Raw genomic sequence first — 19,135 nt, 5'->3', positions numbered from 1 at the left:
TTCACTCTATATTGCCAGAACGAAATCGCAAAGCGGGAAGATTTAATTGTAAATATTCTGCGGCGGGCGGCGGGCTGCGGACGCCGCCCATCCCTGCCAGCCGCCGCCGACAGGGCCGTCAGGCCTTATTTGACCGAGGCGAGGATATATTTGTCCAACAGTTCGAAAGGAAATTCCGCCTTCGTCGAATTGTAATTTTCGCCAGTGAACACGGCGACGATATCGAGCGCGGGGACGATCATGATGTACTGGCCGCCATTGCCGTCGGCGAAAATAACATCGTACGACGCGCTTTTCACCGTTTCCACGCTGCGCCACCAGAAATAGCCATAGCCGTTGCGGTCCGGCAAGGTGGTGAATTGCGTATGCTGGCGCGTCGATTCCGCCATCCATGCTGCCGAGACCAGCTGTTTTCCATTCCACAGGCCGTTTTGCAAGGCCAGTTGGCCGAGCTTGGCCATGTCGCGCGGGCGCATCTGGATGTGGCCGCCGGTATCGGTCTGCTTCCCGTTGTCGAACTCGGCCCATTTGGCGCTCTGGATATTCAGCGGCCCGAACAGGAATTCGTTGGCGAACGCCGGAATCGGCTTCTTGCTGGCCACGGCGATCACGCGGCCGAGCGCGACCGGATTGCCGGTACAGTAACGGGTCGTGCTGCCCGGCGCGGCGACGGCCTGCAGCTTGGTATAGAAGCCGACCCAGTCGGTCTGCTGGTACATGTTTTCTTCATTGCCTGGGGAACTGCGGACCCAGTCGTCGCAGTCGAGGCCGTTGCGCATGGTCAGCATGTCTTGCAGCTTGAGGCCGAGCCGGTAGGCCGGCGCGTTCGGATACAGCGGCGCCAGGTAGCTGCTCAGGGGATCGTTGACGGAACCGACCAGGCGCTGGTCGAGCGCCACGCCCATCATCAGGGAGGTGATGCTTTTGGTCGCCGAGCGCAGGTCGTGCAGGGTGTCCTTGTCGTAACCGTTCCAGTATTGTTCCAGCACGGGTTTGCCGTGACGCAGCACCAGCATGCTCGACATGCCGTGGGTGCTGGCGGCGGGCAGCTTGGCCACGGCATCGGCCAGCACGGCGCCATCCATGCCGACTTCGGCAGCCGGGACGAGGGTCCAGTTATCCGTGGCATTGGGGGACACGCGGACCTTGGTGTCGGGATTGTTGCCGATCGTGCCTTTGCCGTCGCCGCCGTTGCCGCCACCGCCGCAGGCACTCAGGGCGACAGTGAAAGCGAGCATGCAGGCGAGGGCGCCGGGGCCGCGCTTGGCCAGGCGGGATGGCAAGATGGTGTGCTGGGTCGTGTTCAAAGTGTCTCCATGTAATTATTGGTGTACTTACATTTTCAAATACCACTTAATTACAACACAAGCTTGCACTCGGCGGTGAAACAATTTCTTCTTGTTAAACATTGATTGTTGAACAATTGCGCTGTGCCGCAGCTGCTTCCGCAGGCGGGCTGGGCGTGTCCGATCGATGGGTCGCCCGGCCGCAAATCGCAGCCGCTGGCCTCGCCGTTGACGACCAGCGGACCGAAGGCGATTTCGACCGGGACCAGGCGCTTGCTCGCCCGCGTCGGGTAGACCCAATGATGGGCGGGCAGAGCCTGCCCAGTATGACACGGCAAGTCGGAGGGATTGTCAACGGTGTACGGGCGTCCGCCATCGATGGCGGCAAGGTGGCCTACCTGTTCGTCGGGCTGTTAGCGCCGCTTTGATCGACCGCTTACCGCGTCGCTCGCAGCGATGCGCCCAGCAAGAGTCTTCGGCCGCAGGCCCCGGTATTCCGGCGGCTGCCTTGCTTGCTCCCGCCTGTAGCTATGCCGTGAGGGCAAAAACGACGATAATATCGACTCCGTCATTTCGCACACTCATTAGAATCCCCCATGGAAATTAAGGTCAACTTTCTCGATAAGCTTCGTCTTGAGGCCAAGTTCGATGATTTCACAGTGGTCGCCGACCAGCCTGTGCGCTACAAGGGCGATGGCTCCGCGCCTGGTCCCTTCGATTACTTCCTGGCCTCATCGGCTTTGTGCGCAGCTTACTTCGTGAAGTTGTATTGCGTAACTCGCAATATTCCTACCGAGAATATCCGCCTATCGCAAAACAATATTGTAGATCCGGAAAATCGTTACCAGCAGATTTTCAAGATTGATGTCGAGTTGCCGGCGGATATCTCTGATAAAGACCGCCAGGGGATTCTTCGCTCCATCGAGCGTTGTACGGTGAAAAAAGTGGTGCAAGCCGGGCCCGAGTTCGTGATCAACGAGGTGGAGAATCTGGACGCCGATGCTCAGGCGTTGCTGACGTTGAAACCAGCGTCCGGGGCCAGCACCTTCATTGCGGGCAAGGATCTGCCGTTGGAAGAAACCATCGCCAATATGTCCGGCGTGCTGGCGGGTTTGGGCATGAAGATTGAAATCGCTTCATGGCGCAATATCGTTCCCAATGTGTGGTCGCTGCATATCCGCGACGCCCACTCGCCGATGTGTTTTACCAACGGCAAGGGATCGACCAAGGAAAGCGCCTTGGCGTCGGCCTTGGGGGAGTTTATCGAGCGACTCAATTTCAATCATTTTTACGGTGGTACGTTTTGGGGCGAAGACATCGCCAACGCGGCCTTCGTGCATTACCCCGACGAGCGCTGGTTCAAGCCCGGCCGCAAAGATGCGCTACCGGCTGGCATTCTGGACGAGTACTGTCTGGAGATTTACAATCCCGATGGCGAGTTACGTGGCTCTCATCTGATCGACACCAACTCCGGCAACGTGCAGCGCGGTATCTGTTCGCTGCCGTATGTGCGCAAGTCCGACGGCGCGGTGGTGTATTTTCCGTCCAACCTGATCGAAAACCTCTACGTCAGCAATGGCATGAGCGCCGGGAATACGCTGGCCGAAGCGCAGGTGCAATGCCTGTCGGAGATTTTCGAAAGGGCGGTCAAACGCGACATCCTGGAAGGGGAAATCGCATTGCCGGACGTGCCGCACGAGGTGCTGGCGAAGTACCCTGGCATTCTGGCCGGCATTGAGGCATTGGAAGAGCAGGGCTTCCCGGTGCTGGTCAAGGATGCGTCACTGGGCGGGGCTTACCCAGTGATGTGCGTTACCTTGATGAATCCACGGACGGGCGGCGTGTTTGCCTCGTTCGGAGCGCATCCAAGCTTCGAGGTGGCACTGGAACGTAGTCTTACGGAGTTGCTGCAGGGTCGCAGTTTTGAAGGCTTGAACGATTTGCCTCGGCCCACCTTCGTCAGTAACGCCGTCACCGAGCCGAATAATTTTGTTGAACACTTCATCGATTCCAGCGGTATCGTGTCGTGGCGCTTTTTCAGTGCCAAAGCCGATCATGATTTTGTTGAGTGGGATTTTTGCAGCCAGGGCGAGAACGCCAATGCCGAGGAGGCCGCGACCTTGTTCGGCATCCTCGAAGGCATGGGAAAAGAAGTGTATATGGCGGCCTACGATAATTTAGGCGCCGCCGCCTGCCGCATTTTGGTGCCGGGATATTCGGAAGTTTATCCGGTGGAAGATTTGATCTGGGATAACACAAACAAGGCGCTGTTGTTCCGCGCCGATATTTTGAACTTGCATCGACTGGACGATGCCAGCCTCGAAGCACTCCTCGATCGTTTGGAGAACAGCGAGCTGGACGAATACGCCGACATCGCCACCTTGATCGGCATCGAATTTGACGAGAATACGGTCTGGGGGCAGCTGACAACGCTGGAGCTGAAGCTGCTGATCCATCTCGCCTTACAGCAATTTGAGGAGACGCAGGAGTTGGTGCAAGCCTTCCTGCAGTACAACGACAACACGGTCGAGCGAGGATTGTTTTACCAAGCCTTGAACGCCGTGCTTGAGGTGCAGCTCGATGACGACCTGGAACTGGCCGATTACGAGGTCAACTTCCGCCGGATGTTTGGCAACCCTCGCATGGATGCGGTCATGGGGTCGGTGGACGGCAGCGTGCGTTTCTTCGGTTTGACGCCGACGAGCATGAAACTGGAAGGGCTCGACAAGCACGAACGTCTGATCGACAGCTACAGAAAAGTGCATACGGCACGGGCGAATGTTGCGGCTAAATCGTGAAGATGCTTGCTTCCATATCCGTAGCGGCTTAGATATTTGCGTGCACAGGCGCCGATGTGAAGCTGGTTTTCACGGATCGGCCCTGTGCGCGATCTCGTCCAGGATGTCGGGGATCTTTAAGGCGCAAACGGTGCTCAAACCGTCAATACCCGTGGGCCTGACAACCGGGTAAAGAGAGTAACTGGACATGACAAAATTTCTCATTTCCTTCCCTGCGGGTGCGATGGATGTTCCTGCCGAGGACATGGCAGCCGTCAGCGAGGCGTCGCATGCAGTGATCCGCGAGGCCAAGGCTGCCGGGGTCTATGTATTTGGTGGCGGCATCAACGCCGGGATCGGGGCGCTGTTGGTTGCGCCGGACGGCAGCAGCACAAGCGAAACCTACCGCCAGACTCGCGAGTTCGATGGGGGTTTTTGTGTGCTTGAGCTCCCGTCAAGGGACGTTGCCGTTCAATGGGCGGCCAGGCTCGCCACGGCCTGCCGCTGTGCACAAGAGCTGCGCGAGTTCCACTATGACCCTGAAAGCTGACCATTTCGCGTGCTGGGCACTTGCGACATGACCCAACCATACGTGGGTCAGGGCGGTGGAACGTATTTGCCATTGCGGGGATGTCGTCGCCGTGACGCCATGCCAGAAGGGCCCTGGCAACGCGGTACTGGGAGGTTCTGTAGCGCCAAGCAATTCGGCGCGGTACAGGGCACAGGAGGCGTGGTTTTCAAGAATGCGAAGTCGGCCGAGATTTTTCGGCAGGATATTCCCGTTAACTATACTTTCGTGCCTCATCCTGCACTGGATGCCCAGAAGAAGGACGGCGCTGGTTCCAAAATTTCCAAAGTGACTTTTCCAAACGGCAAACGTATAACGGTGAAAAAAGGGACGTTTATCCCGGTCAATCTGGAGTACTCAATCAATACACCGCACGGCCTGATTGCCAACACGATTCCGGATACGACGTGCAGCATGACGTATGCCGGCTTGACTGAGACGCTTCGGGGCCAAGGGCATATTCAGATGGGCTTCACGGTCGGAGAAAAGTGCTCGGTCAAGCACGTACGAGTCTTGCTGCGCAATGAAGCCGAAGGATACGTCTACGAAGAACTTGTCAACGTCGATTTGAATATATCGGACTGAGAACGGAGGACATTCGCCGGGGCGCGAAGGATATTTTCAGCTTTAAAAACGACCAGGTATAGCGGTCGAGTGCCGGTTTATCTTCAACCATGTCAGGAACGCTGTGTACGAAGGGCGCTTGGCATCCCGTACACGGCTGATCGCATGAGAATTGTCGGGTTGGTAGATTTGACGATGGAAGTACGGCGTCGATGCGGCGAACGCGAAGATGTTTTTGAGCGTTTCGAAGCCTTGCAGATGGGAGATTTACGCTCCGCTCGGCGACTTGGGCCTCACGGCACCGATGATTGGATCGGTCCGGCTGGGTTTGCCGGTCTCGATGTGGCCAGCGAGCCGGCGCAGCCATTGCGCATCGGCGTCGCTGGCCACGCTCAGGTCATACCATCCATAACTAGCGCCGAGCACGCAATTGACCGTCGTCGCCTGGCCGGCCGCCACGGTGAAGCTGCGCGCCGCGGTGCCGTAGGCATTGTCGGTCAGCGTGAACATGCAGGCGCTCGCGCCGTCCAGGTTCGACAAGGTCAGTTTGACGTTGCCGTTGACCGTATCGCAGGCCGCTTGCACTTCGGGCCTGGCTGCGTTGACGGTGACTGCCGCCAGGCTGCCCCTGAAGCCGCGCAGGAAGCCGTTCGGGCCGTTCACGCTCAGTTCATAGCGGCCCATTGGCCAGCTCCAGGCGTCCTGATCGATCCGCTTGCCCGCTTCGACCGTGTAATACCAGGGGCCGCCGGCGCGTTCGCGCGAATACACGATGAACGCCACACCCGCGCTACCGGTGTTGGCAAACGCGAGCACAAGCTGCTTGTTGCTGCTCACACACGCCTGTACCTCCACCGCATAGGGCAAGGCGCAGGCATGGCGGGCGCCGCTCGCCGCCGGATACGGCTCCTGCCTGGGTAGCACTTGCACGTCGGGCGGCATTGGCGTTGGCTTGCCAGTCACCAATTTATAGGTGGTGGACTTGGGAAGCGAGGAGGGCCAATGGCTGTCCGGGGAGGCGAACTCGAAGGCCGAGCTCAGGTCGCCGCATACCGCGCGGCGCCACGGCGAGATCAGCTCGCAGCTGACGGCGGCGCGCTCCTTACCCAGCCCAGCCACCAGCCACTCTTCCAGGAACCGGATCTGCGAGGTGTGGTCGAATAGTTGGGAGCACACCCGTCCGCCCTTGCTCCACGGAGAAATCACGAGCATCGGCACCCGCGGGCCGAGCCCGACCGGCACCCCATTGTAGGCCTCGAAAGCGCCGACGTCGGCCAGTGTGGTCCTGCCCATGCTCGGCCGGAGCGGCGCCAGGTCGGATGGCACGTGGTCAAAAAAGCCGTCGTTCTCATCGTACATCAGCAGCAACACCGTCTTCGACCAGACGGCGGGATTGGCCACCAGCGCCGCCAGCAAGCGCGCGGTGAAGTTCTCGCCAGCATTGGGCGAGTTTGGCGAATGTTCGGTAAACGCGCTCGGCGCGACAATCCACGCCACCTGCGGCAGGCGATTGTTGAGCACGTCGTCGGCGAAGCACTTGAGCAGCCAGTCGCCCTTGGTGCCGACGCAGTTGGCCTGGGTCGAGCCGGGCGCGATCATGCGCCCCTTTTGGTACAAGGCCGCCGTCGGGGACAAGCGGCTGCCGTCGGCATTGACACGGAAATTGCGGAAATAGGCAAGGTAGTTGTCGCCGTAGTTATCCCATTCCTGGTACACCTTCCAGCTGACATTGTTCGACTCCAGCACCTCGGCATAGGTGCGCCAGTTGGGTGCGCCACTGCTTGCGCTGGCCGAGACATTGTCCAGCGCGGGATCGTTGTGGTAAACACCGGCCTTATCGATGTTGTAGAGACTGCCCATGGAGTCCATCCAGCCCTGGTTACTGCCGGTCAGCGAGTACAGGCGGTTCGGATCGGTTGCGCCAAAAACCGAGCAATGGTAGGCGTCGCAGACGGTGAAGGCGTCGGCCAGCGCGTAATAGAAGGGCAGGTCGCCGCGGTCGAAATAGCCCATCGACTGGGCGGTTTTTTGTTTGACCCAGGCATCCCAGCCTTGCCAGGTCAGTTGCGAGCCCTTCCAGTGGTGGTCGGTGCCGAGCGATAGCGCACTGGTGTTCCGGGTGTCCAAGTGGAATGGCAACACGTAGCCGCCGCTCGCATCGGGCTGGTACCACACTGGTTTGCCGCTCGGTAGCGTAATGGCACGCGGATCGTCGAATCCGCGCACGCCCGGCAGGCTGCCGAAATAGTGGTCAAAGGCGCGATTTTCCTGCATGAAGATCAGCACATGCTCCACGTCGGCAATCGTTCCCTTGATCCTGTTGGCCGGTATGGCCAAGGCGTCGCGTATCAGCCCGGGAAAAGCCGCGCTCGCCAAGGTGGCGCCGGCCGAGGCCCCTGCAAACCGCAAGAATTTCCGTCTTCCTTCGGGGGGCATCATTCTTTATCCTCGGCTAACGGTGAGGTTCGGAAATACCCGACTTTTTTACTACCCGTTCTTTTAGCGGGCCCTACGTCGGTTTGATCGCCTGCACAAGTTTAGCATCACACGATCGGTTTCAAGGGCGACAAGCCAGCTCCCTGATGACGGAGGAGGGCGCGGGGAAGCGTCGCCCAAGGTCAACGACCATGCTAATTTATGCAAATTGCATATAGAAATACGCATAAAGTGGCTTTAAAACAGATGATAAAATGACAATTATTAGAATTGCCCCCTCACACCGAAAGCGACATGCCGATGATCACGAGCACCGAGGACCTGCGGCGCTGGTTCCTGCAGAGCGGGGTCGCCTCGCCATTGGACCTCTGCATTGGTCCATTGCCACGTTCGAAAGCCGCTTTGGGACGCTGGTCCAGCGGCCATGCCGAACACGTGGTCCGTTCGATGAGTCCGCATCCTGGGAGTTATCGGCTTTCCCTCATGCTTTCTCCTCTGGAGGCACGTATCTGGGCCGGCAACAAACCGGTCTGGGGTGGTATGATCGCTGCGAACCGTTTTCGGATTTCCCCCCCTGGTGAATCTGGTCAGTGGACCCAGATGAGCGCTTGCGACATCGTCAATATCTTCATTCCGGTCGACTTGGTCGATCATCTCGGCGGCCTGCGCAATGATGGCGCCAGCAATAAGCTGGTGGCCAACGTGTTTGTGCAGGACCGGATCGTGCTCGACCTCGTGCATAAAATGCTCAATGCCGCAGCAATGGCGGGACAGCTTGCGCAAGAGGCGTGCGACGGCTTGATCACTGTCCTTGTGTGTTATTTGCTTGAGCACTATACCCAGCCAACCAGCGTGCCCGAGAGGAGCGGCCTCTGCGGCAGCAGGCTGCGCAGCGTGCTGCGGCACATTGCGCAAAGCTCGGCTGAGTCGGTGTCGAATGCCGAACTTGCCGCACTGTGCGGCATGAGCGAGGCGCACTTTTCCCGCGAGTTCCGGCGCGCGGTTGGACTGCCGCCGCACCAATACATGATGAAGCTGCGCCTGGAACGGGCCTGCGCGGCCCTACTGTCGGAGCAAGCGCGGGTTCTCGATATCGCGCAGGAATGCGGCTTTACCAACGCCAGTCATTTCTCTCGTGCATTTTCCTCGCAGTACGGAATGTCGCCCACGATCTTCCGCCAACAACACCGGGCCGCAACATCAACGTCGACATGATTTTGCGTGGCCACGCTGGGCGTTACAGCAGCAGTTTTATGCAAAATGAGCAGGATTGAAGGCGCGACGTTTCCAAAATGGTAACAAACTCCTTGTTCGAAAACAATAAACTCGAATGAGGACGACAATGAAACTACTCACATCTTTATCGCTTACCTTGGTGGCCCTGGCAAGCCTGACAGCTACGGCACAGGCGCAAAACATCTCCCTGCGCGTGAGCGTCAGCGAAGGGCGAACCGGCGTCAATTTTGCGCCGATTCACGCCGAAGTGGGGGATTTTGCGCTGACCCCGAGCCTGCCCGGCCACGCCCCGGGCCAACAGTGGCGCGTCGTCGCACGCAATGCCGCGGGGACGGTACTGCATGAAGTGGCGATCAAGAACACCCAACAAAGGCACATCGAAGTATTCAATCAGAAAACCGGCGCCATCGATCTGTCGCGCCAGGTGAAGCAGGCGGACGGCGTTTTTGAGGTGTCCTTGCCGTTTAACGCAGACATCGCCAGCGTCGACGTACTGGCGCCAGCGTCGACCACTATGGGCATCCAGGCCGTTACCGCACCGCTGGCAAAATTCGACCGCGCCTCACTGGAAAAAGCGGTGGGCGCCAGCAAGATGATGCGCACCCAGAGTATGTCCGCTGCGGCGCCAGCGGCGACCGTCACCACGATCGTCAACACGGGCCCGTCCAACGCGCGCATGGACTATGTGTTCATCGGCGATGGCTATACCGCGGCCGAAATGGGCAAATGGCAAGCCGATGCGAAGAAAGTGATCGACGGCTTCATGGCCGATCCCTTGTTCGCCGGCAATCGCGCCAACATGAATGTTCGCCGCGTCGATGTCGCGAGCAATCAATCCGGGGTCGATGAGATCGATAAAGGCATTTATCGCGACACCGCCATGGACGGCGAATTCTACTGCTATAACATCGAGCGCCTTCTGTGCGTCAACGAAACCAAGGTGTATAACATTGTCGGCTCGGTTCTTACTCCGGACCAGCGCGACGTCATCGTCGTCATTTCCAACTCGACCCGCTACGGTGGTTCGGGCGGGGCGATCGCAACCGCGTCGATGAACCCCTCGTCGATCGAAGTGGCTTTGCACGAAATCGGCCATACCGCGTTTGCGCTGGCGGACGAGTACGAATACGGCACATGCGACCTGAGTGCCGAGCCAACGGAAGGCAATGTCTCGCTCAACCGCACGCGTAACGTCAAATGGGGCAGCAAGATCGCCGCCGCCACGCCGGTACCAACCACGGCCGGTAGCGTTGCCAACGGCACGGTAGGGGTTTTCCAAGGGGGGCATTACTGCTCGAGCGGCACCTACCGCCCGACCGAAAATTCACGTATGCGTACCCTCGGTTATCCTTGGCACGCAGTCAATGAAGGACTGGCGAAGACGGTGTTCGGCAAGTATACCGGCCTTACCCAAACCGGAACGCTGAGCAGTGGCGGCAAAGCCTACGTGCCAAACACCAGCCCGGGTTACATTCAAGCGGGCAATGGCACCTTCAACGTGCAGTTGACCGGACCGGCCGGCGCCGACTTCGATTTGTCCCTCTACAAATCGCTGAGCACAGGCTGGAGCAAGGTCGCGGTCAGCCAGGGCAACACATCCAGCGAATCGATCAACTATGTGGGAACCGCAGGCTATTACTACATCGAAGTGAAATCGTATTCGGGCTCCGGAAGCTACACCGTGAAATACTCCGTCCCGCCGAAGTGAAACTTGCGCTCGCATGCTTGGCCCATGCCGGGATCCGGCATGGGCTATATAGCGTGCCGGCGCTCGATCAGAGCTTGGCGCCGAGCGTCACGAACAGTTGGCGCGGCGCGCCCACCAGCAAGGTCTGGAAACTGCGGTCCGGGTCGGCGGCAAGGAAACCGTTGGTGCCGACCGTGCTGTAGTAGCGCTTGTTGAGTACATTGGTCGCGCTGATCTGCAGTGTCACGTCCTTGACCGTGCCTAATGATGGCATCCGATAGCCCGCCGACAGGTTCAGCACCCAGTACGCGGGCACAAGCGAGTCGTTCAGGAAGGTGTAGTAGCGTTTGCTGGTGTATTTGGCCAACGCGTGCGCAGACCAGGGGCCAGCGCCATACGACAGCTCGGTATTGAACATGGTCTTCGGCGTATCGACCACCTGTTTGCCGTTCGCAGCGACCAGGGTGGTGCCGTCCAGATAGTCGGACTTGTAGGTCGAGTCGCTGTAGGTGAAGGCGTTGAACCACGTCCAGTACCGCGCCAAGGTCCACACCACGGCCGTTTCGACGCCGTTGGTGTCGACCTTGCCGACATTGAGGAAGCTGCTCGGGCAGCCGAGGATGCCGCTGCAGTTGGCCACTGTGGCAAGACGGTCCTTGAAGCGGATCGCGTAGGCCGCGAGCGAGCCGGCGATGGCGCCCCGTTTGAAGCGGTAGCCAAGGTCGAGCGTGCGCGAGGTTTCCGGCTTGAGAACCGGCGCGCTCAGGTCGAACGCCGTCTGGTTCTGTGAAAACGGTCCGCCCGCGCCGGGATTGAAGGCGCGCATATTGTTGGACACCGAGGCGAAGACTTCCTGGTCCTTGTCGATATCGTATTGCAGGCCGAACTGTGGCAGCACGGACTTCGACGAGCTCAGCGAGCCGGCCGCACGGGTGCCGAGCGGCGAGACGGTATCGATGGCCGTCTTGGGTGATTTGAAGCCAGCATTGACTGTGAGCGCGCCGTCGCACAGCGTGATCGTGTCCTGCAGGTGGAACTGCCTTGTTTTGGTCGAAAAATCCTGGATGAAGCCGGTACTAACGGGATTATGCAGGAACCGGGCCGAGTTCTCGCTGCCGTCGGCCGCGTAGAAATTGCGCGTCACCACATGATTGTTGCGCTCGATCCAGACGCCCCCGTCGACCGCATGCGCCCCGACATCCCACAGCAGATTGACAGCAACGCCGTTGCGGCTGATGCCATATTCCGAGGTGCGGATCGAGATCGGATCGCGCGCCGAGGTGGGAGAGTAGGGGGTGTACCAATGTCCCTGGCCCTGATTGGAGTGATGGTAAACGGTGCTCTTGAGCGCGACTGCGCCGCTTATCCTGGCATCGAGGGTGGCCCCGCTCAGTGTGTCGCGGCGCAATCCGCGCCCCAGGTAATAGGCATCGTCCAGGCTGGTGACGCCGCCGCTATAGACGCCGTTGGCCGCCTTGACGGCGCGTTGCCAGTCCGGCGCATAGTTGTCCCAATCCCAGCCAAGGCGCGGCGTCATTGCGAGCGACATGTCCTGGTAGTCGGTTTCGAGGCGATCCGAGTAGTTGTAGAAGACGCTGAGCCGGTGCGCTCCGATACGGTGGACCAGCTTGGTGTTGAACTGGTCCAGGTTTTGCGGGCCATGGTCGCCTTTCCATTTTTGCGCGCGCTGGCGCATCAGGCTGACATAGGCCTTGGTGCCGCCCGCCATCACGCCCGTGTCGAGGCGCGCAAAGCTGCGATAGGTATGGCTGCTGCCGATCGTCTGGGCGCCGCTCATGCCGAAAGCCTCGTCCGGATCGGCGGAAAAGAACTGCACGGTGCCGCCGAGATTGTTGATCGATGCGGTGCCGACGGCGCCGGCGCCTTGCGACACCGTCACGCGCGCGATGTTCTCCGCCGTGATGGCGCGGCTGATATGGAGTCCGCTGCTATTGGCGTAAGCCATGTCCCCCAGCGGCACGCCATCGAGCGTATAGCCGATCTGGTTTTGGGCGAAGCCACGCATGCTGAACGTGCTTGACCATTCGTATGCGCCAAAGGGATCGGCGGACTCGAAGTGCACGCCCGGGAGTTTCTCCAGCGTCTTCAGGGCGTTGGTTCCTGGCAGGGTATGGGCCAGGTCGTCGCGCGTGATGTTTTGTACCTGGCGGGTCTGGCCGGCTCCGAAGATCGTGACGATCGGCCCGCTATCCTGCACTTGCTGTGCGCCGGCACAAGTGGCCAGGCTCTGCAGTACCGCCAACTGGGCTGCCTTGAAAGGGAGTCGGTGTGACATGTGCATTTCCTTCCGTGAGGTGAAGGAGCGGGCCAGAGAAGGCCGGGCTTGCTCTTCACTATAGTCGTATGCTTGACGCATGCCAACGTTAGCGTGTTGGGGTTGTATGGGCACAACGGCACCCATACAGCGACATTAAATTCGCATAATCTATATTATGTTAAATAAAAGAGGTGGAAACGTCTTCGTCGGCTCTCCTGTCCGAGTAGCTTGGCAAGCAGCCGGTGCAATAATCAGTCGTCTAGCGACACAAAACTTCGACTTCCTCGATTCGTTGCGCACACGGCCATCCTGTACGACAAAGGCGCTAAATCTCTGGCAGGATGCAATTCTTCCGAACCTATCAGGATTCAACCGCCCGCGGTGGCCGAATGACGCCGTTTCAAGGACCCATGATGCTTTCAAGTTCAATCGCGCTGGCGCGCCGTGCACTGCACATTTTTCACGGTCGAGCACCTGCCTGTGCCGATGATCCAATGAATGCGCCCCAACATATTGCGTTCCGGCGGCGCGTGTAGCTGAACCGCGTCGTCAGAAGACCGGCAACGTCATGCTCCCGGAAATCGACCTGGACGTGTCCTTGAACCACATGAAATGCTTCACGTCTCCCCATCCTGATCAACAGGCCACCATATATGCGAAAGACGGTGCGCGCGTCGGCTGTGTCACCTATGCGGTGTCGCCACTTTTCGACATGGTTTATATCTTTGACATCGGGATCGGCAAAGCGTTCCGGCGCCAGGGATACGGGCTTGCCGTCATTCGCCATCTTTTCTTGGCCTATCGGCTGCCGCTCACCACCATCAAGGAAGTGTTCGCGGCGCACATGTTCTGGGCTGCAACAAGAGTGCTGACCATGCTGAACGGAAGTTCCATATCGACGATATCGGTCAGCGAAATGGACCAGGAGCAAGCGCGATGGGAGCATCTTCGGCCGGAGATGAAACGGCTCGATGGCGCGGTCGGCCGGGGTCTCGATTAGCCGGCGTGGTCAAAAGGGAGCTGGCGAACGGCACACTTCACCCGGCAGAGTAAACTCGACAATATTTACGGTAATGTCGAGTCAAAGAAAGAGGATGCTGGGCGCGCTGATTGCGGCTGCTTGGACGTGTCCGTCATCATTACCGGTACTGAGCCGCCCCAAACGCGGGCCGCGAAAAAAATAGACAATTCGACTATTCCTGTCTCATTCCGTATTTTTTTTGACTCCGCCACGGCCGCAATTTATGTTCGCCAACGTGCCCTGTCACCTGGAGAAAAAAATGAAAATTCGGAAATCCATGATCGCAGCATCCATTCTCGCCGCAAGCCTCGCCGGTGCTTACGCCGCCGCCGCCAATGGCGGCCCCCAAACCATGATGGCGCCGCCCTTCGCCAGAGCATCACCGCAAGAAAGCGCCGCGCTAGTAGCATCCCTGCGCGCGCTTCACGGCAACCAGGGCTTGGACAGCGATCACGGCTACGTGCTGGCCAAAGAGCACCCGGGGCAAGCCGGCACCAGGATCGCCCGCCTCCACCACACATACAAGGGCGTGCGTGTGCTCGGTTCCGACTCGGTCGTTGTGACCGATGCGCGCGGCAGCATCCTGAACGTGTCTGCGTCGGAACGTCGCGCCAGCCTGGGCCAAGGGTCGGCCACCGCGCTGGCCGGCACGCCTTTCATCGATGTGACTCCGGTCATCCAGGCGCAGGCGGCCATCGACGCGATAGTCCGCGCCACGGCGCCGCGCGGGCTGCATCGCCACGCGCCGAGCGCGGAGTTGGTCATCCACCCGATTGTGACGCGCATCCGCGCACCTGGTGCGGAAACCAAACCGGAGGCGCAATTGAACGCGCTGGACCTGGTAGAAAAGATCGCCGGCTACGAGCTGGCCTGGCTGGTCAAAACCCGCATGGCAGATGGCGGCAAGCCAGTGTTCCGCGATGCCATCGTGAGCGCAATGGACGGCCGCACGCTGGCGCAATGGAACGCGTTGCAGAACGTGGCAGGCGTTGGCCATAGCCTGTATTCGGGCGACGTTCCGATCCAGACCACGTACGCCGACGGCGTGTACAGAATGTTCGATCCCTCGCGCGGCACTGGCGGGTACTTCGGCGGCATGGCGGTGACGGACGCTGCGCACAGCCCGTTCACAGCGCCACGGCCCGGCACGATCTACACCAACGCCATCAACGTTTGGGGCGATGGCCTGCCTTACAACGGCGGCAGCACCAACGGCGCGAATGGCCAGACCGCCGCCGTGGATGCGCTTTGGGGACTGATGAACACCTATGATGCGCTCAAGAATACGCAAGGCTGGTCCTCCCTCGACGGCCTGAACACGGCCACCTATATCGCCGTTCACCTGGGCACCAACTACGACAACGCCTTCTACGATCCAGTCTGCAAATGCATGTACCTTGGCGATGGATCTGCCTTCAAAGGCCTCGGTTCGCTCGATATCATCGGTCATGAACTGGGCCATGGCATCACGGACGCCTCGTCCGGCCTTAACTTCACGGGCGAAACGGGCGGCCTGAACGAATCGTTCTCGGATATCAACGGCGAGATGGTCGAAGCCTATGCCAAGAACGGCGGCACGGGCAATGCTATCCCGGCTGGCAACGACTGGATGCTGGGCAAGGACATCTCCCCTACCGGCACGCCGCTGCGCTGGATGTGGAAGCCGTCCAAGGACGGCGTGTCGCGCGACGTCTGGAGCAGCACCCTGGGAAATATCGATCCGCACTATTCGTCCGGGCCGAATAACCGCATGTTCTATTTCCTGTCGCAGGGATCGAGCGCCACCGTCGGCAATGAAATGCACAGTTCCTACTTGACGCAGTCTCCGCGTAACATGTCCGGTATCGGCAACGACAAAGCGTATCGCATCTGGTTCCGCGCCAACACCCTTAAGTTTACGGCGTCGACTAATTATGCCGACGCGCGAAACAAGATGATCCAGTCCGCGAACGAGCTGTATGGGATCAACTCGAAGGAGGCCGTTGCTGTAACGCGCGCCTATGCTGCAGTCAATGTGGGAGCCGACATCGCGGAAGGCACACCGTCGGAGGTGATCAGAAACGGATCGTTCGAAAGCGGCGCCACCGGCTGGAACAGCTCCGCGAACGTGATCGGCACCTGGTCGCGGCAAGCCGCGTACGAAGGAAGCAAGTGCGCCTTCCTGGGCGGAAAAGGCAGCACGAACACAGGAACCTTGACCCAAACCTTCACGATCCCGGCCGACGCCACGGTGGCCAACTTGTCGTTCGCGCTGCATATCGACAGCGCGGAAACCAGCACCAGGACCGCGTACGACACGTTGGCGGTAACGGTGAAGAGCGCCGCCGGCACGCCACTGGGAACCCTGGCCACCTACTCCAATCTGAACAAAGCCGCGGGCTACACGATCAAGTCCTTGAGCATGCTGAAGTACAAGGGCCAGACCGTGACCTTGTCGTTTGCCTCGACCGAGGACTCGTCCCTGCAAACTTCGTTCGTGGTCGACAAGGTGGCCCTGGTACCTTGACATATCGACGGCCCCTCCTTTCGGCACGCCAGAAACTGGGCTATACTTGTCACGTCGAAAAAGGCAGGGTCGGTATTTCGGTAAGCCCGACCCCTCTCCCCTCGAGAGCCCTGCTCCATGCATCGCATGAGAACCCACGACGAACCTGGCGCACCTTTGTGCGTTCTTGGCTCGTCCGTGTGGCATGGCAGACTCAAACTTTGCACTGCATCCGGTCGGGCAACCTGACCCTTCACGGAGCTTGCCATGCATTTGAATCACCTTGATCTTTCTGTTCCCGATGTCGCTGCGGCCGCGTCTTTTTTTGAATCCGCCTTCGACTTCACCTTGCTGCAAACAAAAGGCCGGGATGGCATGGCCATCCTGCGCGGTAGCGCCGGCTTCACACTTGTCCTGACGCGCGCGGCCGAGCCCTGCTATCCGAAAACGTTTCACATCGGTTTTCTGCAAGACAGCGAGCAGGCCGTGCACAACGCCTATGCTCGCGTCACCGCCGCTGGCGTCGCCGTCGCCAATCCACCGGCCTTGATGCGTGACAGCTTTGGCTTCTACTGCCGCGTACCGGGGGGATCAATCCTGGTCGAGGTGAGCTACCGGCCGCCAACCCAGGACTGAGCCAGTTAAGTCCCGACTACGGGCGGCCGGCTTGGCGAAGCGACACGCCCTCTCGCCTATCGTCTACGCCAACAGCGGCGTGCGATAGTGGTAAGAAGCCCGCCCGACGATGGGTTTCCCGGCCGCGAAGCGTTCCGGACTGAACAGAGCAAGATCGAAGCGGCTCGCCTGCCCGGTAATGTGGGCGGTGATCATGTGCGCAATCGCGGGGCACAGCTTGAAGCCGTGTCCGGACAGGCCGGCCGCCACATACAGTCCCGGCAGCTGTTCGACCGGTCCGATCAGGGGATAGGCGTCTGGCGTCACGTCAAACAGGGACGACCAGCCGCCGCCATCGCCCAGTTCTGTCCAATCGGGCACGCGATGCACCATGCGCTGCGCCAGCTCCACGAACACGTCCTCGCTGATGCCTTCGTCGAAACGATCCGGGTCCGCCACATCGGCCGTATCGGCGCCGCGCAGGGAGCCGGCCAGGCACTGGTCGGCTCCCTCCGGGCGGAAATAGATGCCGTTGATGTAGTCCGCCAGCATCACCTCCATGGCCGGCGTCGCGGCCGGGCGCAACAGCTGCGCCACGCTGTGCCGCACGGTGCGGATCGGCAGCGTCACGCCGGCGCGCGCTGCCAGCATCGGTGTCCAGGGGCCGGCAGCGAGGATGACGATCGGCGCCAGGATATCGCCGGTGGCGGTGCGCACTCCGCACACCCGGCCGTCGCTGCGCAATAGATCCAGCACTTCCACGCCCTGCATCAGCTGGGCGCCGTGCGTGCGCGCCTGCGCCGCGAACGACAGCGCTGTGGCATGCGGGTCGCAGTAGCCGGCGTCGGGCTCGATGGCCGCGCGCAGGACGTCGTCATGGCGCGCGCCAGGAATCCAGCGCCCAAGGTCGGCCGGCGCGATCGGCTCGACCCGCGCGCCGCATTCGCGCATGATCTCGAGCGTGGTATCGAATGCGGCCAGGTTTTCCTCGCCGGCCACGGCCAGCAGCGGTATGCGCCGGTAGTCACAGTTGCCGCTGCTGTGCTCTTGCCAGCTGTGGAAGTAGTCGATGCCAAACTGCGCCATGCGCACCAGTTCGGCATGCCCGTATTGCTGGCGCAGGATGGCGGGCGAGCGGCCGGTGGGGCCGCCGGCCAGCACGCCGCGCTCGAGCAGCACGGTGCGTCCGATGCCGGCGCGCGCCAGGGCGCACTGGATGGCGGTGCCGCTCGAGCCGCCGCCGACGATGATGGCGTCAGTGGTCGTTGTCACGGCTGTCCTTCGCTGGAGGCGGCCACTGGCGGGCGCATCGCCATCGTCGGCAGGAAATAGGAGCCTTCCTGCAGGCGCACCCTCCCGGGTGCCTCGCCGCGCACCACCTGGCCATAGCCGTGGTGGCCCTGGAAGCCGCCCAGCTGCATATTGTCGGCCGCGCGGTAGTGCGTGACCATCGCGGTGCGCGCCGTATCGGTGCGGTTGGCGCGCGAGCTGTGCAGTAAATTGCAGTGATGCAGTTCGATGTCGCCCGCCCCCATCGGCAGGTCGACCCAGTCGATTTCGCTGCCCAGCGCGGATGGGTCAGCCAGGCGCGAGGAATAGGCGCCGTCAACGGCGAAGATGTGCTGCATGGGACCGCGCTTGTGGCTGCCAGGAATGACGGTGAGGCAGCCGTTTTCCGGGGTCGCCGCGTCCAGTGCCAGCATCACGGCGATGAAGTCGAAATTCGTATGGGGGAAGAAGGCGAAGTCCTGGTGCCAGTCGAACTGGGCTTCCCTGCTGCGCGGCTTGAGGTTGATCTTGCCGTGGTGGAGTTCGATATTCGGGCCGATGATGTCGGCCAGCAGATCGAGAACGCGCGGGTCGGACGTCGCCGCCTGCAGCAGCGGATGGGCCGAGGGCGTGTTGTAGATGCGCCGTACTGCGTGCGCAGGGCTGTCTTCCAGCGCAGCGACCAGATAGCGTTCGTTCGAGACGGCCAGTCCGGCGGCGGCCTGCACCAGCTGCTGAGTGGTACTGCGCAGCAGTGCGATGTCGGCGGGCGTAAAGACGTTCCTGAAGATGAGGTAGCCGAGCTCGTCGTAGACGCTCCGGCGTTGTTCGGCGGTCAGTGTCATCGCATCGATGTCGTGGTGCGCGCCATGCTGTGTGTGTTTCATATCATCGCTTCCAAATGAAAAATAGT

General features: G+C 60.4%; 12 protein-coding genes and 2 pseudogenes. 8 read left to right on the top strand and 6 right to left on the bottom strand.

Annotated features, from left to right (window positions below):
• Nucleotides 1-125: 125 nt before the first annotated feature.
• A complete protein-coding gene (locus IV454_RS24225) occupies nt 126-1,307 on the bottom strand; it encodes a serine hydrolase domain-containing protein (protein WP_206088212.1) in 1,182 nt (393 codons plus the stop codon).
• A 575-nt stretch (nt 1,308-1,882) separates the two neighbouring features.
• On the opposite strand from IV454_RS24225, the gene IV454_RS24220 reads away from it, so the two are divergent.
• From IV454_RS24220 to IV454_RS24210, 3 genes are all read left to right on the top strand, one after another.
• The gene (locus tag IV454_RS24220) at nt 1,883-4,084 is read left to right on the top strand and encodes an OsmC domain/YcaO domain-containing protein (RefSeq protein ID WP_206088211.1); all 2,202 of its coding nucleotides are present in this window, start codon (nt 1,883-1,885) and stop codon (nt 4,082-4,084) included.
• A 187-nt stretch (nt 4,085-4,271) separates the two neighbouring features.
• Nucleotides 4,272-4,613 (top strand): YciI family protein, encoded by a 342-nt coding sequence (locus tag IV454_RS24215; RefSeq protein WP_054262494.1) that lies wholly within the window; start codon nt 4,272-4,274, stop codon nt 4,611-4,613.
• A 27-nt stretch (nt 4,614-4,640) separates the two neighbouring features.
• Nucleotides 4,641-5,216 (top strand): hypothetical protein, encoded by a 576-nt coding sequence (locus tag IV454_RS24210; RefSeq protein ID WP_206088210.1) that lies wholly within the window; start codon nt 4,641-4,643, stop codon nt 5,214-5,216.
• A 246-nt stretch (nt 5,217-5,462) separates the two neighbouring features.
• On the opposite strand, the gene IV454_RS24205 is transcribed toward IV454_RS24210, so the two are convergent.
• Nucleotides 5,463-7,604 (bottom strand): phosphocholine-specific phospholipase C, encoded by a 2,142-nt coding sequence (locus IV454_RS24205; RefSeq protein ID WP_307730147.1) that lies wholly within the window; start codon nt 7,602-7,604, stop codon nt 5,463-5,465.
• 321 nt (nt 7,605-7,925) lie between these two features.
• Here IV454_RS24205 and IV454_RS24200 point away from each other — a divergent pair, with 321 nt between their 5' ends.
• On the top strand, nt 7,926-8,846 hold the full coding sequence (locus IV454_RS24200) for a helix-turn-helix domain-containing protein (RefSeq protein ID WP_206088209.1): 921 nt from the start codon (nt 7,926-7,928) through the stop codon (nt 8,844-8,846).
• A 127-nt stretch (nt 8,847-8,973) separates the two neighbouring features.
• On the top strand, nt 8,974-10,575 hold the full coding sequence (locus tag IV454_RS24195; protein ID WP_206088208.1) for a M64 family metallopeptidase: 1,602 nt from the start codon (nt 8,974-8,976) through the stop codon (nt 10,573-10,575).
• A gap of 67 nt (nt 10,576-10,642) precedes the next feature.
• Here IV454_RS24195 and IV454_RS33620 read toward each other — a convergent pair.
• Nucleotides 10,643-12,037: pseudogene (locus IV454_RS33620) on the bottom strand (TonB-dependent receptor domain-containing protein); the annotation flags it as partial.
• Nucleotides 12,038-12,406: 369 nt separating this feature from the next.
• Nucleotides 12,407-12,850, bottom strand: a pseudogene (locus tag IV454_RS33615) (TonB-dependent receptor plug domain-containing protein); the annotation flags it as partial.
• 550 nt (nt 12,851-13,400) lie between these two features.
• Here IV454_RS33615 and IV454_RS24185 point away from each other — a divergent pair.
• The 3 genes from IV454_RS24185 to IV454_RS24175 all read left to right on the top strand — a co-directional run bounded on the left by IV454_RS24185 (nt 13,401) and on the right by IV454_RS24175 (nt 16,974).
• The gene (locus IV454_RS24185; protein ID WP_206088206.1) at nt 13,401-13,832 is read left to right on the top strand and encodes a GNAT family N-acetyltransferase; all 432 of its coding nucleotides are present in this window, start codon (nt 13,401-13,403) and stop codon (nt 13,830-13,832) included.
• Between the two features lie 280 nt (nt 13,833-14,112).
• Entirely contained in the window at nt 14,113-16,359 is a 2,247-nt protein-coding gene (locus IV454_RS24180) for a M4 family metallopeptidase (protein WP_206088205.1), read from the top strand.
• Nucleotides 16,360-16,605: 246 nt separating this feature from the next.
• A complete protein-coding gene (locus IV454_RS24175; protein ID WP_206088204.1) occupies nt 16,606-16,974 on the top strand; it encodes a VOC family protein in 369 nt (122 codons plus the stop codon).
• Between the two features lie 63 nt (nt 16,975-17,037).
• Here the strand turns inward: IV454_RS24175 and IV454_RS24170 are convergent, their stop codons facing one another.
• The gene (locus IV454_RS24170; RefSeq protein ID WP_206088203.1) at nt 17,038-18,225 is read right to left on the bottom strand and encodes an NAD(P)/FAD-dependent oxidoreductase; all 1,188 of its coding nucleotides are present in this window, start codon (nt 18,223-18,225) and stop codon (nt 17,038-17,040) included.
• Nucleotides 18,222-19,109: a phytanoyl-CoA dioxygenase family protein gene (locus IV454_RS24165; protein WP_206088202.1), complete on the bottom strand. Its 888-nt coding sequence runs from the start codon at nt 19,107-19,109 to the stop codon at nt 18,222-18,224. Before IV454_RS24165 ends, IV454_RS24170 begins: the two co-directional genes overlap by 4 nt.
• Between the last annotated feature and the right edge of the window lie 26 nt (nt 19,110-19,135).

The organism is Massilia antarctica (genome assembly GCF_015689335.1).
Classification (GTDB): Bacteria; Pseudomonadota; Gammaproteobacteria; order Burkholderiales; family Burkholderiaceae_D; genus Telluria_A; species Telluria_A antarctica.
The sequence above is the reverse complement of the archived record's forward strand: the minus strand, read 5'-3'. Positions and strand labels throughout refer to the sequence as shown.